This window comes from Frankia sp. CgMI4, assembly GCF_001756285.1.
Taxonomy (GTDB): Bacteria; Actinomycetota; Actinomycetes; order Frankiales; family Frankiaceae; genus Frankia; species Frankia casuarinae.
Window position 1 is genome coordinate 26213 of the sequence record NZ_MAQZ01000059.1, and the last position, 15837, is coordinate 42049.

General features: G+C 70.2%; 14 protein-coding genes. 5 read left to right on the forward strand and 9 right to left on the reverse strand.

Going from position 1 to position 15837, the window contains the following annotated elements; all coding sequences use genetic code 11:
* The first annotated feature begins 11 nt into the window (after positions 1 to 11).
* On the forward strand, positions 12 to 650 hold the full coding sequence (locus Manayef4_RS08405; protein ID WP_070131205.1) for a GNAT family N-acetyltransferase: 639 nt from the start codon (positions 12 to 14) through the stop codon (positions 648 to 650).
* Positions 651 to 889: 239 nt separating this feature from the next.
* Here Manayef4_RS08405 and Manayef4_RS08410 read toward each other — a convergent pair whose 3' ends face one another.
* The 9 genes from Manayef4_RS08410 to rpmH form a co-directional block, all read right to left on the reverse strand.
* Entirely contained in the window at positions 890 to 1900 is a 1011-nt protein-coding gene (locus Manayef4_RS08410) for a ParB/RepB/Spo0J family partition protein (protein ID WP_070131206.1), read from the reverse strand.
* Positions 1900 to 2892 carry a ParA family protein gene (locus Manayef4_RS08415; RefSeq protein WP_070131207.1) on the reverse strand — a complete coding sequence of 331 codons (993 nt, stop codon included), beginning with the start codon at positions 2890 to 2892 and terminating at the stop codon, positions 1900 to 1902. The genes Manayef4_RS08410 and Manayef4_RS08415 overlap by 1 nt, the downstream gene beginning before the upstream one ends.
* On the reverse strand, positions 2855 to 3652 hold the full coding sequence (gene rsmG, locus Manayef4_RS08420) for a 16S rRNA (guanine(527)-N(7))-methyltransferase RsmG (protein ID WP_070131226.1): 798 nt from the start codon (positions 3650 to 3652) through the stop codon (positions 2855 to 2857). Before rsmG ends, Manayef4_RS08415 begins: the two co-directional genes overlap by 38 nt.
* A gap of 317 nt (positions 3653 to 3969) precedes the next feature.
* Positions 3970 to 5811, reverse strand: coding sequence for a hypothetical protein (locus Manayef4_RS08425; RefSeq protein WP_254665530.1), 1842 nt, complete (start codon positions 5809 to 5811; stop codon positions 3970 to 3972).
* Between the two features lie 46 nt (positions 5812 to 5857).
* On the reverse strand, positions 5858 to 6412 hold the full coding sequence (locus tag Manayef4_RS08430) for a R3H domain-containing nucleic acid-binding protein (RefSeq protein ID WP_011438898.1): 555 nt from the start codon (positions 6410 to 6412) through the stop codon (positions 5858 to 5860).
* 117 nt (positions 6413 to 6529) lie between these two features.
* Positions 6530 to 7933, reverse strand: a complete 1404-nt coding sequence (yidC, locus tag Manayef4_RS08435; RefSeq protein ID WP_070131209.1) for a membrane protein insertase YidC — start codon at positions 7931 to 7933, stop codon at positions 6530 to 6532.
* Positions 7934 to 7945: 12 nt separating this feature from the next.
* Positions 7946 to 8476 (reverse strand): membrane protein insertion efficiency factor YidD, encoded by a 531-nt coding sequence (gene yidD, locus Manayef4_RS08440; RefSeq protein WP_011438900.1) that lies wholly within the window; start codon positions 8474 to 8476, stop codon positions 7946 to 7948.
* Complete coding sequence (gene rnpA, locus Manayef4_RS08445) at positions 8473 to 8844, reverse strand: ribonuclease P protein component (protein ID WP_041258073.1); 372 nt, start codon at positions 8842 to 8844, stop codon at positions 8473 to 8475. The genes yidD and rnpA overlap by 4 nt, the downstream gene beginning before the upstream one ends.
* Before the next feature lie 40 nt (positions 8845 to 8884).
* Positions 8885 to 9022, reverse strand: coding sequence for a 50S ribosomal protein L34 (gene rpmH / locus Manayef4_RS22715; RefSeq protein WP_083282355.1), 138 nt, complete (start codon positions 9020 to 9022; stop codon positions 8885 to 8887).
* An 876-nt stretch (positions 9023 to 9898) separates the two neighbouring features.
* Here rpmH and dnaA point away from each other — a divergent pair.
* From dnaA to Manayef4_RS08465, 4 genes are all read left to right on the forward strand, one after another.
* Positions 9899 to 11587: a chromosomal replication initiator protein DnaA gene (gene dnaA, locus Manayef4_RS08450; RefSeq protein ID WP_070131210.1), complete on the forward strand. Its 1689-nt coding sequence runs from the start codon at positions 9899 to 9901 to the stop codon at positions 11585 to 11587.
* 787 nt (positions 11588 to 12374) lie between these two features.
* Positions 12375 to 13583: a DNA polymerase III subunit beta gene (gene dnaN, locus Manayef4_RS08455; RefSeq protein ID WP_070131211.1), complete on the forward strand. Its 1209-nt coding sequence runs from the start codon at positions 12375 to 12377 to the stop codon at positions 13581 to 13583.
* Position 13584: 1 nt separating this feature from the next.
* On the forward strand, positions 13585 to 14784 hold the full coding sequence (gene recF / locus Manayef4_RS08460; protein WP_070131212.1) for a DNA replication/repair protein RecF: 1200 nt from the start codon (positions 13585 to 13587) through the stop codon (positions 14782 to 14784).
* Entirely contained in the window at positions 14774 to 15595 is an 822-nt protein-coding gene (locus Manayef4_RS08465) for a DciA family protein (protein ID WP_011434481.1), read from the forward strand. Before recF ends, Manayef4_RS08465 begins: the two co-directional genes overlap by 11 nt.
* Positions 15596 to 15837 lie beyond the last annotated feature (242 nt).

Genomic DNA, 15837 nt, shown 5'->3' on the forward strand with positions numbered 1-15837 from the left:
GCGCCTTTTCGATGAGCCGTCGCATCGCGAACATCACCCTGGACAACATCGACGATCTCCCTCTACCCTGCCGCCGCTGCGTCTTCTGGGAGCTCGATCCGGTGGCCCGGAGCCGCGCGGAGGAGGCCGGCGGCACCGACCTCGAGAAGGAGGCGTGGGTTTCCCTGGCTCTCCTGGAATGGGGAAGTTGCGGAAAGATCGCCTATATCGACAACGTCCCGGCCGGATTCGTGATGTTCGCTCCGCCGGCCTACGTGCCTCGATCGGTGGCCTTTCCCACCAGCCCGGTCTCACCGGACGCGGTGCTGCTCATGACAGCGTCGATCGTCAATGAGTTCAYCGGACAGGGGCTGGGGCGGATCCTCGTCCAGTCCGTCGCCAAGGACGTCATCCGCCGCGGCTTCAAGGCGGTGGAAGCGTTCGGTGACCTCCAGAACTCGGGTACCCGCTGCATCCTGCCCGCCGACTATCTCCTCGCGGTCGGTTTCAAGACGGTCCGGCCCCATCATCGATGGCCGCGGCTGCGGCTAGAGGTGAAGAACGCGGTGAGCTGGCGAGAGGACGTCGAGGTCGCCCTGGAACGTCTGCTGGGATCGATGACGCCGGAGGGCATGCTGCGCAAGGTCAGCCAGGCCGGCAATCTGGCCTGAGAACGGCGATCTGCCCTGAGCACGGCGATCTGCCCTGAGCACGGCGATCTGCCCTGAGCACGGCGATCTGCCCTGAGCACGGCGATCTGCCCTGAGCACGGCGATGGCCCGGCACTCGGCGGGCAATCGGCAGACATGCGCGCGGCCACCCGGGGGAGTCCGGCACAGCCCTGGGACCGCGCGATCCGCGTCCGGCTCAAGAAGCCCAGAGAGCCCCGAGCGAACCCCGAGCCGGACGCCTAGTCCAACAAGCCGTCGACCGAGGCCGACGGCGACATCACGGCGACGATCCGCTCCAGATCCTCGATCGAGGCGAACTCGACCGTGATCTTCCCCTTACTGCGGCCCATGTCCACCTTCACGCGGGTCTCGAAGCGATCCGAGAGGCGGTCGGCGAGCCTCACCAGGGCCGGTGAGGCRGCCCCTGGTGCCCGCGACGCCCGCTTACGCGGGGCCTCGTCGTCCAGTGCCACGATCTCCTCGACGGCCCGCACCGAGAGACCTTCCGCGACGATGCGGGTGGCGAGCCGGTCCTGGGCGTCCGGATCCTGTAGCGAGAGCAGCGCGCGGGCATGACCCGCCGACAGCACGCCGGCCGCCACCCGCCTTTGTACCGCGGGCGAGAGCCCGAGCAGCCGGATCATGTTGGTGACATGCGACCGGGACCGCCCGAGCCGACTGGCCAGTTCCTCGTGCGTCGCCCCGAAGTCGCGGAGCAGCTGTTCGTACGCCGCAGCCTCCTCCAGCGGGTTGAGCTGCTGGCGGTGGAGGTTCTCCAGCAGCGCGTCGCGCAGCATGGCGTCGTCCGCGGTCTCCCGCACGATGGCGGGAATCCGGGGAAGCTTGGCGATCTTCGATGCACGCCACCGGCGTTCACCCATGACGAGCTCGTAGCGCTCGGGGGCCACCTCGCGTACCACGATCGGCTGGAGCAGCCCGACCTCGCGGAGGCTCGCCGCCAGCTCTTCGAGGGCGTCCTCATCGAAGTGAGTCCTGGGCTGGCGCGGGTTCGGGCTGACCGACTCGACGGGGATCTCGCGGAAGGTCRCCCCGTGTACGGGCAGCGGCCCGGTGCCGTCGCCGGAGCCGCGATTCGTCCCCCGGCCGCCGTAGCCACTGGCGTAGTCGGCGTAGTCGGCGTAGTCAGCGTAGTCAGCCGAGGCGGTGCCCRCCTGACCGTCGAGGGGAGGAGGAGCAACCGGGATGAGTGCCCCCAGCCCTCRCCCCAGACCACTGCGCCGAGCACTCATCACGCCGCTCCATTCGAGTCCCGACCCCGTTCCGCGAGTTCGCGCGCCGCGGCCAGATAGGACAGCGAGCCGCGCGACGTCGGATCGTACGTCAGCGCGGACTGCCCATAGCTCGGCGCCTCCGCCAGACGCACGTTCCGGKGGATGGTAGTGGACAGCACCCGGTCCCCGAAGTGTTCCTTGACCTCATGGACGACCTGGTCGGCCAGTCTGGTCCGGGAGTCGTACATCGTGAGCAGGATGGTCGACAGACGCAGCTCCTGGTTCAGGTGCGCCTGCACCAGTTCCACGTTGCGCAGCAACATGCCGAGGCCCTCCAGCGCGTAGTACTCGCACTGGATCGGGATGAGCAGCTCACGGGCGGCCACGAGKGCGTTGACGGTCAGCAGCCCAAGAGAGGGCGGGCAGTCGATGAAAACATAGTCGACGTCCCGTTGCATGCTCGCGATGGCCCRCCGAAGCCGATTCTCCCGCGCCACCAGCGACACCAGCTCGATCTCCGCGCCGGCAAGATCGATCGTTGCGGGCGCGCAGAACAGCCCCGACGCCTCGGCGGACTTCACGATGACCTCGTCGAGGGGCCGATCCCCCACCAGAAVCTCGTAGATCGAGGGGACCCCGGAGTGATGGTTGACGCCGAGCGCCGTCGAGGCATTRCCCTGCGGGTCAAGATCGATCACCAGGACCCGGGAGCCATGAGATGCCAGCGCCGCCGCCAGGTTGACCGTCGTCGTCGTCTTCCCCACACCGCCCTTCTGGTTGGCGACCGAGATGATGCGCCGCCGGGTGGGGCGAGGGAATGGTTGTCGTCGTTCTACCGCCAGTGCTTCCACTGCTGCTGCCGCCGCCGCTCCGATCGGGGTCGAGGGATCGAGCAGGTCCAGTGCGGGGAGCGCGGAGTCATAGCCCCGCAAGCCCCCACTCCTGGTCCCACCCTGGCCCGCCGACGCTGTTTCACGTGGAACGAGACTGTCCACGTGTCGGCTGGTCACGACCGACCTCCCGTGATCGGGGTGAATCCCGTGACGTCCGTCTGACCTGTCTGCCATCGTGCCGCTCACCGTCGCCGCGCCCTCCCCTGCTCTCGGCCCGGGTGCGCTGGGATGAACGTACGGCCCGGAGGACACGGGCGGGTTCCTCCACCCGCCCCTCCCCGCACCTCACGACATCCACGGGATGCCAACCCTGAGTTCCGAGACCGCTGCGCGCKTCCTGCAGTTCCTCCAGGATCCGTGAACCGCGCATCGCCAGCATGACACCACCTGGTCGTAGCATCGGAAAGAGGATTGCGCCCAGCCGCTCCAGGGGAGCGACCGCGCGGGCTACGGCTATCCCGAATCTACGACCGTCCGGGCCGATTCCGGCATCTGGCGCGCGGCCACGTACCACAGAAATCTGGTCCTCCAGGCCTATGGTCGCCACAACCTCGTGCAGGAATCGGCACCGGCGTTCCATCGGCTCKAGCAGCACCACCCGCAGATCCGGGCGGGCGAGCGCCAGCGGGATACCCGGCAGCCCCGCGCCGCTGCCGACGTCCACGACATCGGCCTGCACCGGGACCACGTCGGCCAGGACCGCGCAGTTGAGTACGTGGCGGTCCCAGAGCCGGTCAGTCTCACGCGGACCGATCAGCCCGCGTTCGACCCCGTCGGTCGCCAGCAACTCGACGTAGCGCGCCGCGGATTCGGTCCGCGTGCCGAAAATCTCCACCGCGACGGGGGGCACCTCGGGGGCATCCGGGAGACCCGTCATGGCCGGATCCTCCGCCGTGCCGTGCGACCAGCCCGCGCCGGCCGGGCCGCCTGCGTCACCTCGACCGGCCACAGCATCGAGCCGAGCCGGGTTGGGACCGTGGGCATCACCAGGTGACCGCCGGCAGCGGGTGGGTGGAAGACCGGATCCGTGGACCCGGCCGGACAGGACGAGAAGGCCGGACAGGACCAGAAGGCTGGACAGGACGAGGAAGTCAGAAGACCGCGCACCCGACAAGCATCCCCGCCGGCCTCGACATGCTCCCGCCGCCACCCCCCCCCCCCGCGGGAGGCACGGTTCCGGCCCGGGGACGGATGTCAGGTCGTCCGGTAGGACACCACGGTCCGCCGCGGCCGATCGAGTCGCGGGGCGGCGCCGGCGCAGCGATCGAAGACGGTCAGCGTTCCGGTGAGGGGGAACTGCCAGCCACGGCCGGCGCACCACCCCGCCCGGGGCAGCGCGGCCAGGTCGGGCGCGAGCGCCGGGCGCTCCGCGTCGAAGAGGAAGACGAGCAGCCGGGTCGGCGGGACCCGGCGGTTCGCCAGCTCGCCGACCAGGGAGGTACCCGCAGCGCCGAAGAAGATCGTGTCCTGCCGTGGTACCCGGGCCGGTACCCGCCCGGCGCCGGCGCTGGGGAGAGCTGCCGGCTCACGCGCCGGGTCGTCACTCGCCTCCATCGCGTACAGCCAGCCAGGCCGGGCGAGGCGACCCCCGACCACCACCAGGTCTCCCGGGCGGTGCAGCTGCCGGGCCGCGATGGCCGCGTCGACCATCCGATCGAGGCCACGAGTCCGGTGCCGATGATCCCAGAGCTGCCCGCTTCCCGACAGCGAGGTTCCCAGGAGCGGGACACCAAGCAAGATGATCATTGCGAGGCCGGCCAACGGCAGCACGGCGGTCKGAGAAATCGTGTTCGCGCTGGCGCTCGACGTCGGCGAGACACCGGAAACATCCAATCGTGACCGCTTGGTTACGGTTCCTCCGGTAGGGAGGGTCGGGGTCGCGGCCATCGGTGCCGGTACGGCCGGCTGAGGCCCGGCGGCGGGGATACGAGGTCGCACCGCCGCCACGAACAGGGCCACCAGCCGCCGGGTGCCCACCACGATCACAACGACGATCAGTGGCACGACGAAGAGGTTGGTCCGGGTCRGCCCGAACGGCCAGTACCGCGCGGCGCTCGCTCCCAGCATCAGCACCTGGGCTCCGCCGAGCGCGGTGAGGAGCAGCCTGCCGTCCGGTCGTCGCGCCAGCACGAGGACGCCGGTCAGGCCGGCGATCGACACCGCCACGGCGAGCAGCACCGAGACAACCGGTCCCCCGGGCACCGTCGCATGGATGAGGCTCGGGTCGAACCGGTCGATGCCGGGCGGCATACCGGTAATGAAGGCTCGCATCTGATCGACGATGAAGCGTACGGCCTCGACCGGCCCACGACCGGCAATGAACTGGCGATCCCAGTAGTMGCCGCGACGCTGACTGGACTGGTGCCCGATGAAGAACACGGTGTGTGCCACGCTGATGGCGACCGCGGGCAGGCATTCCACCAGTCGCCAGCGCCGCGCCGGACCGCGCCATACCTCCGCGGTCGCCAACGGCAGCACCAGAAAGATCCCGGGCACGGCGGTCAGGGCCAACAGGCCCGCCGCGGTGCGTCGCAGGAGCCGGGCACGGGAGAACCCGCCGGTGACAGGTGCAGGCCACGGGGACAGCGAGGGCCGCGGAGATGATCCGGTCGACCAGGCGAGGACGATGCAGACAGCGGCCAGCGCCTCGACGGAATACGGCTTGAGTTGGGTCGCGAGATCCAAGAAGGTCACGTTCAGGCACAGCCAGCACGTGGCGAACACCGCCGCGACCAGGCCGGTGAAACGGCGGGTGAGCAGGACGATCGCGGCGCCGAGCAAGGGCACGGCAAGATACCCGGGAAGCCGGAGCGACCAGCTGTGCCAGCCGAGGAGCTCGCCGGCCACCCGGGTCAGGCCGAACCAACCCAGCGCCGAGGGGGTGTTGGCGACGGTCAGCTCCGGCCAGAACGAGGACGCCGGTTCGCTGACGAAGTGGGCGCGCCAGATCTCGTCGTACCAGAAGGGTCTGGTCAGATAGGCATGCAGAACGCCGAGCACGGCCGCCAAGCCGACACCCACGGCGGCGGCCAGCACGAGGGAACGCGTCGGCCGGCGCCGAYCCGCCATCGGTCGGCGCCGGTCAGCCGAGAAGGATGACTACCCGGCGGCCGGGTTCCTCGCCCTCGGACTCGCTGTGCACGCCGTCGATCCCGGCGACGGTGTCGTGCACCACCTTGCGCTCGAACGGCGTCATGGGAGCCAGCTTCTCCGGCTCACCGCGCGTGATGGCACGCGACGCCGCGGCGATCGCGATCTTGCGTAGCTCGACCCGCCGCCGGGCGCGATGGCCGCCGACGTCGAGCATGAGACGGCTGCGGGTGCCCGTCTTCTGGAGCACCGCGAGCCTGGTCAGTTCCTGCAACGCCTCCAGCGTCTCGCCGCCCGCCCCGATGAGCTTGTCCAGCCCCTCGCCCACCACGGCGACGACGGCGCGGCCGCTCTCGACGTCGAGGTCGAGGTCACCGTCCATGTCGACGATGTCGAGCAGACCCTCGATGTAGTCGGCGGCGATCTCGCCTTCCAACTCGAGATCGGACAGACGCCGATCCTCCGTGCCGGCKGTCTCGTCCGAGGAAGCGTGCTCGTCGGAGGCTCCGGCTCCATCCACAGCCAGTTCAGGTGCCGAACCGGTCATCAGCGACTCTCCAGGGGAACGGGGACAGCGGAGCAGAGATTACGGGATGCCGCCACTCGATGACGAAATCGGGTCGGCAGCCTGCCTGCCGGTCGGTCGGGAACGGCGTCTCCCGGATCAACGCCGCCCACCGGGCCGCTTGCTCTTGCCGCGCCGTTTCGCGGGTCGGGAGCCGCCGACCTGGCGCCGCACTCCGGCGGGTACGGGTGCCGGCCGGGGCGTGCTCTCCCCGTCGGAGGGCGCCGTCGGCCCGCTCGCCGCGCTCTGCCCGGCATTCTTGCCCGGGGCGTTCCTGCGGCCCRCCGCGCTGGTCTTCGCCTCCGCGCTGCGCCCCGTGGATGCGGCCGTGGTAGCGGCGACGCCGTTGTCCGAGACGCCGTTGTCCGAGACGCCACCGCCCGAGACGCCACCGCCCGAGACGCCGTTGGCCCCGGGACCGCCCGGCGCCCCCGCCTTACCGCTCTTCGGGGTCGTCGCCGCTTTCGGGGTCGTCGTGGTACGGCTCGCGGTCGAGGTGCCGTTACGGGACCGGGTGCCGGGGGGAGCCGTCGAGGACGTCCGACCGGCCGCCGCGGCACCGGAATCGCCGCCCTTGGTCGGGGTCACCGAGGCGGACCGGGGGCGGTTCTTCGACTTCGCCCCGGCTCGGACACCGGGAGCCGGCCGAGCGGGGGTGACGGCACCGCCGGCGGCCGGACGGGCACCGGGCAGCCGGCCGTTCGCATCCGCGGGCTTGATCGGCGRCATCTTCTTCATAATGAAGAACTGCTGGCCCATGCTCCACAGGTTGGTGGTGAGCCAGTACAGCAGCACAGCGATCGGGAAACGGAAACCAAAGAAGGCGAGCATCAGCGGGGAGCCATAGAGCAGCGCCTTCTGCACCATCGCCTGCTGCGGGTCGAGCGGCCCGGTGCGGGCCATGATCTGGCGCTGCGTGAGGAAGGTCGTAAGACCCATCAGCACGATCAGGACGATCGCGAGAATCCTGACGTGCGTGCTGTCGACGCCGAGGAAGTGCGAGAAATCGCCATCGGAGGTGAACTTGCTCGCCAGCGAGATGCCGAACACCTTGGCCGAGGCGATCTGCTCCACCTGGTCTGYGGAGAGCCCGACCCGGGGACGCCAGACCAGCGAGTGGTTCGGACCCTCGTTCATCGGCGCCAGGTGGGTGAACACGTGGAACAGCGAGATGAACAGCGGGATCTGGAGGAAGATCGGGAGGCARCCGAGGAGCGGGTTTCCGTGCTCCCGCTGCAGCGCCATCATCTCCTGCTGCATGCGGGGTTTGTCGTGCCCATGCTTCTCCCGGATCTCCTTGATCCGGGGCTGCATCATCTGCATCGTCCGCTGCGACTTCACCTGCTTGACGAACAGCGGGAAGATCAGAATACGGACGCAGACGACCAGCAGGACGACCGAAAAGGCCCAGGAGAAGAAACTGTCAGCACCAAAGATCGGCGCAAATCCCCGGTGAAAGAAGACGATCGCGTTCGCCGCGAGGTGGTATAGGGGATCCAACAACGGTCTGACTCCTCACACCCACGGTCCACGACCGGAACCGACGATCTCGGCCCGCATCCCCTGACTGGGAGACGGGGGACCATGCCTGTGGACGGGCGGTACGGCGACGGCCGGATCGCCCGCGCTCCGACCGTCGGGAGGCCCGCCGGGGTCGGCCGTCGCGCCCCTGGGTCTCCGAACGATTCCCGGACCCGGATCCGTTCCCGGCACGGGGTCGTAGCCGCCTGCCGCGAGCGGTTGGCAGCGCAGCAACCGGGCGACGGCGAGGACACCGCCACGCACACCCCCGTGGCGCCGCACCGCGGCCAGCGCGTAGGCGCTACAGGATGGCTCGAACCGGCACAGGCCGGCGTTGCGGGCCGACCAGCCGGCTCGGTAGAGCCGCACGAGCCCGGCAAAGGTCCAGGATAGGGGACCGCGTACCGCGCCGTCGGCGTTGCGGGCGACCCGCGGCAGGCGGCGCCACACCATCCGGGAGGCCAGCAGGAGGTCGACGACGGCCGCCGTGGCCAGCAGCACGACCAGCACCGTCCCGGCGGTCATCGTCCACGCCCATCCGGGCGCCTGGCACCCGCCGGCCGGGCCACCCTGGTGAGCGCGGTGTCCAGCGCACGGCCGAGCTCCGCGGAGCTCGCCGTCGCCGCATCGGGCAGCGCACGCACGACCAGCATCGTCCCTGGCGCGAGCGTGTCCAGCCGAACCCGTACCTGTTCCCGCAACCGGCGCCGCACCCTGTTACGCACGACCGCCTTCCCCACCCGGCGGCCGACCACGAAGCCGGCCCGCGCCGGATCGTCGCTTGTTGTCCACAGGCTGTGGACAACAAGCGGACCGGATCGGGTTCGCCGACCCATGGTCCCCACCCGGGCATGTTCGTCCCGGGTTCGGACGCGAGAGCCCTCAGGAAGCATGACCGGCGGGGGTACCAGCAGGACCAGCGGGAACCCGCCGTCAGGCGGAGAGCTCGCTGCGGCCCTTACGACGGCGGGCGGACAGGATCRCGCGGCCCGCGCGAGTCCGCATGCGCAGTCGGAACCCGTGCGTGCGGGCCCGCCGACGGTTGTTCGGCTGGAAGGTGCGCTTACTCACGTGAGAACTCCGTCTGCAAGATGGACGCGGGCGGTGATCTTCGCCGCCGAGGGAGAGTGGGCCGCACCACACGGTCCTGACAAGCAGATCCCACGACAAACGAAGCGGTCTAACACCGCGGTTCGGCCTAGCCTACACAGGGCGGTGCCTCGGACGGTCCGGCGGCGAGGGATCGCTGCCGGGCAGGGGGCCTTCGGCGGCCGGCGGCTCCGGGCCCGCCGGCCGCCGCTGGCCGCACCACCATCATTCGGTCATCACCCGGTCGCCGCCAGGGCAACCCGGACACGACGGCACCACACCGGAGGTCAAGGTGCGAGCGCACCGCGGCCGCGGCGGGCCGGCATCCGTCCGGCGGCCGTGGAATGCCACACTGCCGTGGCGGGCCCTCGGTGCCGCCGACGATGGGGCAGGGACGCGGCGCGGCCACCGCGGATACGTTCCGGCCCCGGCACGGCGGCTCGGGCCGCGCCTTACGATCCTGGTGGCAACGTCTCACTCGGGGCGGGCACCAGACGGCGTCAGGTATGCCCGCGTTCGGTGAGAACGACCGGCTCGGTGCACCCTGACCTGTGGAAAACGCCTGTGGAGAGGGCGGTCGGCGGAGGGGCCAGGGCGGAACGGGGGGACCTGAAGCGGATTCGAATGACCTCACTAATACAGGTTCATCCCCGGGAACGAGCCGGTTGCGCCACGCCGCATGCCGTGTCGTGTCCATGCACAGGTTGTGGACGACGATGTGGAGAACCATCGCGACGAGGCCCCTCGGTCGCTCGGTGGCCGGGGACCACATCACCAGCCGCATCAGCCGCGGCGCACCTCCAGCACGCGGGGAGCAGCACCACCCGCAAACCGTACCGAACTGCCCGAGGAGCCCCCGTGTCCAACCTCCGCGCCGACTCCGTCGCCGGTCTGCCGTTCGGGGACGAGCCTTCGGGTGACCCGGACCTGGCCGCGGTGTGGAGCCAGGCCGTCGCCGGGGTCGCCGACGGCACGCTGTCCGCCCAGCAGCGTGCCTGGCTGCGGCTGACCCGCCCCCTCGGGCTCGTCCAGGACACGGCTCTGCTGGCCGCGCCGAACGAGTTCACCAAGGATCTCCTCGACTCGCGCCTGCGCCCCTTCTTGTCCACAGCGTTGTCCACAGCCTATGGGCGGGAGATCAGGGTCGCGGTCACCGTCGAACACCTGCCCGATCCGGAACCAATGAGCGGACCGATCCGGATCGTACGGCCGGTGGATGCCAGGGGCGACACCACACCCGGCCAGGGCTCGGGCCCCGCCTCCGGTTCGGCGTTGAACGCGGGTACCGGATCAGGATCGACCGGCGCCGCCGCAGCCCCGGTGCCGCCGACGAGCCCGGGCTCGTCGGCGGTGCCGGTGCCGGCGCCGGCACCGGCACCAGTGCCGCCGGCGCCGGCGGCACTGGTGAACGGCGAACTGCCCTTCCCCGACGCCACCGAGGGAACACCACCGGTACGGGTCAGCGCGGGTCTCGGACGCGATGCGGCGCCGCACGAGACCGAACCGGCCYAGGCCCGGCTGAACCCCCGCTACATTTTCGAGACGTTCGTCATCGGCGACAGCAACCGGTTCCCCCACGCGGCAGCGGTGGYCGTCGCCGAGGCACCCGCGAAGGCCTACAACCCGCTTTTCATCTACGGGGACTCCGGGCTCGGCAAGACTCACCTTCTGCACGCGATCGGTCACTACGCACTCAAGCTCTACCCGAACATGCGGGTGAAGTACGTGAGCTCCGAGGAGTTCACCAACGACTTCATCAACTCGATCCGGGACGACCGCCAGCAGGCGTTCCAGCGGCGCTACCGTGACATCGATGTCCTGCTCGTTGACGACATCCAGTTCCTGGAGAACAAGGAACGGACGCAGGAGGAGTTCTTCCACACCTTCAACGTCCTGCACGACGGCGAGAAGCAGATCGTGATCAGCTCCGACCGCTCGCCCAAGCAACTCTCGGCCCTGGAGGACCGGCTGCGCAGCCGCTTCGAGTGGGGGCTGATGACCGACATCACCCCGCCCGACCTCGAGACGCGCATCGCCATCCTGTCGAAGAAGGCGGCTACGGAGCGCCTGCCGGTACCCCCGGATGTCCTCGAGTACATCGCCACGCACATCGAGCGCAACATCCGTGAGCTGGAGGGGGCGCTGATCCGGGTCGCGGCCTTCGCGAGCTTGAACAAGTCCCACGTCGACCGCACGCTCGCCGAGATCGTGCTGCGTGATCTCATCCCCGATKCCGGCAATCCCGACATCACGGCCGCCGCCATCATGAACGCGACGGCGGCGTACTTCGGCGTCTCGATGGAGGACCTGTGCGGCACCTCACGTAGCCGCGTGCTGGTCACCGCCCGTCAGATCGCGATGTACCTGTGCCGGGAGCTGACCGACCTGTCGCTACCGAAGATCGGCCAGCACTTCGGGGGTCGGGATCATACGACGGTCATGCATGCCGATCGCAAGATCCGCGGTCTGATGGCGGAACGGCGCGCGATCTACAACCAGGTCACCGAACTGACAAACCGCATCCGTCTGCAGGCCCGGCAGGCCTAGCGCCACTGCCCACTGTCCACCGCCGCCCACCACCGCCGCCCACCACCGCYGCCCACCACCGCYGCCCACCACCGCCGCCCACCACCGCCGGGCAGCACCACCGCCGGGCAGCACGGTTCCTCCTACCTCCCCCCGGCCGGAACGTCCCGCGGACCKGTGGCTGYCGCCCGAAGGTGGGGTGTGACGCCTCGCCGGGTGTCACACGTGGCGCAGGAACCGGACGCCGCGGGGCAGGACTTCCCCAAACGACCCCGGACAACCACGGACGGCTGGGGACAACCGGGGACGACCTCACCGAGCCCACGGGGTGGTTCCGCCCACAGCTTGTGGAAAACGTTGTGGACAGCCTGCGGTCGGAACGGTGGAGTGGCAGTGGACAGCCTGTGGACAACTCGGGGATGGCCTGTGGAGGGACAACGTGGTCCTTGTGGACGCAGATCGGGCCTGGGGATAACCACTGCGCGCATGCACAGATCCACCCACAAGATTTGCACCGGCCAACAACCCCTCTGACCTGCAGAAACAGAGGTTATCCCCAGTATCCACACCCCCTACTACTACGACCAACTAGATCTTTCTAAGAATGATCAAAAGCTCTTAGTACTAGGGGGTGTGGACAACGGCTCGAGCGCGGCTCCGAGAGCCCTACGTGCCRCGACTCGGCCCCGGGCAAGCGCCCGGGRCACGGCCGACCGCTCGTYGGCGCCTGCTGGCACTCTGAGATGCTGGTCGGTGTTCCCTGCGGGGTGACTCCGAACAACCGGAGGGAACGACAGGAGGCCTAACCATGAAGTTCCGGGTGGAACGGGACGAATTCACCGAAGCGGTCGCCTGGACCGCACGCACGTTGCCGAGCCGGCCGACCACCCAGTTGCAGGTGCTCTCGGGCCTGCTCCTCGACGCGACCGGACCGATACTCAAGATCGCCGCGTACGACTACGAGGTGGYCGCCCAGTGCACGGTGCACGCGACCGTGTCGGAGGAGGGGCGCGGGCTCGTCAACGGCAAACTGCTCGCGGAGATCACCYGGGCGCTGCCCGCGRCACCGGTCGATCTGGGCATCGACGGCACCCGCCTGGTGATCACTTGTGGCAATGCTCGGTTCGCGTTGCCGATGCTGCCGGTGGACGACTATCCCGCCCTTCCGGCCATGCCCCCGATCACGGGGCACATCGAGGGATCCGCGTTCGCCGCGGCGGTCTCACAGGTGGCGATCGCGGCCGGTCGTGACGACACGCTGCCGGTCCTCACCGGGGTCCGTATCGAGATCGAGGGGGACACTCTCACCCTCGCCGCGACCGACCGTTACCGGCTCGCCGTGCGGACGTTGAAGTGGCGGCCGTCGGAGACAGCCGCCGGGCCCGATGAGGACGGCGTGACCGGTGTGGACGACCCCCCGCCCACACCGGTCACTGTCGCTCTCGTGCCGGCCCGCACCCTGCTCGACACCGCGAAGTCGTTGTCGGGTTCGGGGGTGGAGGTATCCATCGCGCTCGGGACCGGCCCCTCCGGCGAGACGCTGGCCGGTTTCGCCGGCTCGACCCGGCAGACGACGACCCGGTTGCTCGACGGAAGCTTCCCGCCCTACCGCAAGCTGTTGCCTGACAGTTCGCCGTTGATCGCGCAGCTGGAGATCGCCCCGTTGCAGGAGGCCGTCAAACGGGTGGCGCTGGTCGCCGCGAAGACCGCACCGGTGCAGCTGACGTTCTCCCCGGACCACCTCGTGCTGGAGGCCGGGRCGGGCGGTGAGGCGCAGGCGACGGAGACCCTCCCGGTGACCTACGACGGACCGGAGCTGTCCGTGGCGTTCAACCCGTCGTACCTGCTMGACGCACTCGGGGCGCTGGAGTCGGACGTCGTACGGATCGGTTTCGCCAGCGCGGAGGACCCGGCGGTGGCGGCGAACAAGCCGGCGATCCTGACCGGGAAGGCCGACGACGACGGCGAGGTCCCCGACTACCGGTACCTGCTGATGCCGATCCGCCTGCACGGGTGACGTGCACCTCACGCACCTGTCCCTCGTCGACTTCCGTTCCTACCCGGCCCTTGACCTGACTCTGGGTCCGGGAGTGGCCACCTTYGTGGGTGGTAACGGCCAGGGGAAGACCAACGTGATCGAGGCGATCAGCTATGTCGCCACGTTGGCCAGCCACCGGGTCGCCGGGGACGCCCCGCTGGTCCGTGACGGCGCGTCTCGGGCGGTCATCCGCGCCAGGATCGTCCGGGGTGACCGGGCCGCGCTGGTGGAGATCGAGATCGTTCCGGGAAAGGCGAACCGGGCCCGGTTGAACCGGGCTCCCGTCGCCCGGCCGCGTGACATCGTCGGTCTGCTGTGCACCGTGCTGTTCGCCCCGGAGGACCTRGCCCTGGTGAAGGGGGATCCGGCGCAGCGTCGTCAGTTCCTCGACGAGCTGCTGATCGCCCGGACCCCAAGGATGGCCGCGGTCCTCGCCGACTACGACCGGGTCCTCAAACAACGATCGACCCTGCTACRCACCGCCGGGACGGCCCGGCGAGCTGGGGGGCAGGGAGATCTGCGCACCCTCGATGTCTGGGACGGGTATCTGGCCGCGCATGGCGCCGAGGTGCTGGCCGCGCGGTTGGCACTCGTCGACGCGTTGCGGCCGGCCGTGGCCGCGGCGTACGAGGCCGTCGCCGGCGCCGAGTCCGCTACCGCGCTGGACTACCGTTCCAGCGTCACCCTCCCGGACATCTTGCATGCGTCCGGTCCACCCGGTCCACCGGGCCAGCCAGAGCAGCCGGGCGCGGGTCGGCCGGATCCGGCGGCACCGGATCGGACCATGCTGGCGGAGGCGATCCGCGCCGATCTGGAGGCCGCCCGGCCACGGGAGGTCGAACGGGGGATGACGCTGGTCGGTCCGCACCGCGACGATCTGCTCTTGTCGATCAACGGGCTCCCGGCCCGTGGCTACGCGAGTCACGGCGAGTCCTGGTCCCTCGCCCTCGCGCTCAAGCTGGCCTCGTTCGACCTGCTGCGTGCCGATGACCGCGAGCCGGTCCTGCTCCTGGACGACGTCTTCGCCGAATTGGACACGCGCCGCCGCGGTCGGCTCGCGGAACTCGTCGCCTCCGCGGAGCAGGTGCTGGTCACAGCCGCGGTCGAAACCGACGTTCCCACAGAGCTGACCGGGGTGCGGTACGCCGTCGCCGGAGGAGAGGTCCAGCATGCCCACTGAGCGCCCGGACCCCCGGGACCATCCCACCGTGCCCGGATCCACCGTGCCCGGATCCACCGCATCCGGGCGGTCCCGGGGAGGGGCCGGGCGCCGCGGGAAGACCGAGGGGCCGGACGGCACCGCAGCCCACGGAGCGGACCTGGCTCGGGAGATTCTCGCCCAGGTCAAACGGGACGCGCGGGAGCGTGGGCGGGGACGGTGGGGCGCCGGCCACACCGCCCGCCACCCGACCGGGCCCGGTCCGGCCGGGCCCGGCACTGGTCGCGGTGGCGGGATGCCGGGTGCCGACGGCGGCACGTGGGCCGATGAGGACGCCTCCACCGGCGCCACCGGGACGGGCGGCCCGTGGGGCCCGGGCTCTCGGACCCGCCTCGGTGCCCGGCGGGCCGACCCGTCGGACGACCAGGTGCCCCGCCGACCGCGGATGCCGGGCATCGCCCCGCCCGGCCGGGAATGGCGCGAACCGGTCGGTTTCGGGACGGCGATCAACCGGCTGCTGGCGGCCCGTGGCTGGAAGGCTCAGGCGAGCGACGCGAACGTCCTGGCCCGATGGGATGCCATCGTCGGGCCGGACATCGCCGACCACTGCACCCCGGTGTCCCTGCGCGACGGAGACCTGGAACTTGTCGCGGAGTCGACGGCCTGGGCGACCCAGCTGCGCATGCTGTCCCGGCAGCTCCTCGGCATCCTGCACCGGGAGCTMGGTCCACACGTGGTCCGCCGGATCGTCGTGCGTGGCCCGACGGCGCCGTCCTGGCGGCACGGGTCCATCCGAACCGGCGGTCGAGGGCCCCGCGACACCTATGGCTGAGGCCGGCCGTTCGGCTGCTGCCCGCCTGACACCCCGGTGCTCCCGGTGCTCTCGGTGCCCCTTGGCGCCTKGATTGTGCCTGTGGTATCCGTCGGTGCGGCTGGGGCGATCATGATGGCTCCGCGGGRTCGCGGTGTCGGTGACAGTCGTGGAGGCGCGCCAAGGCGGTCGGGGGAGTCGGTCCGGTAGGGGGGGTTGGCCATCCCCATGTGCGTGGCGCTGCGCAGACGCCAGGGGGCTCC

Coding starts and splice junctions, on each gene's coding strand:
- yidD (WP_011438900.1), bottom strand. CDS start 8,476: ATGACCGCCGGGACGGTGCTGGTCGTGCTGCTGGCCACGGCGGCCGTC.
- rnpA (WP_041258073.1), bottom strand. CDS start 8,844: ATGCTTCCTGAGGGCTCTCGCGTCCGAACCCGGGACGAACATGCCCGG.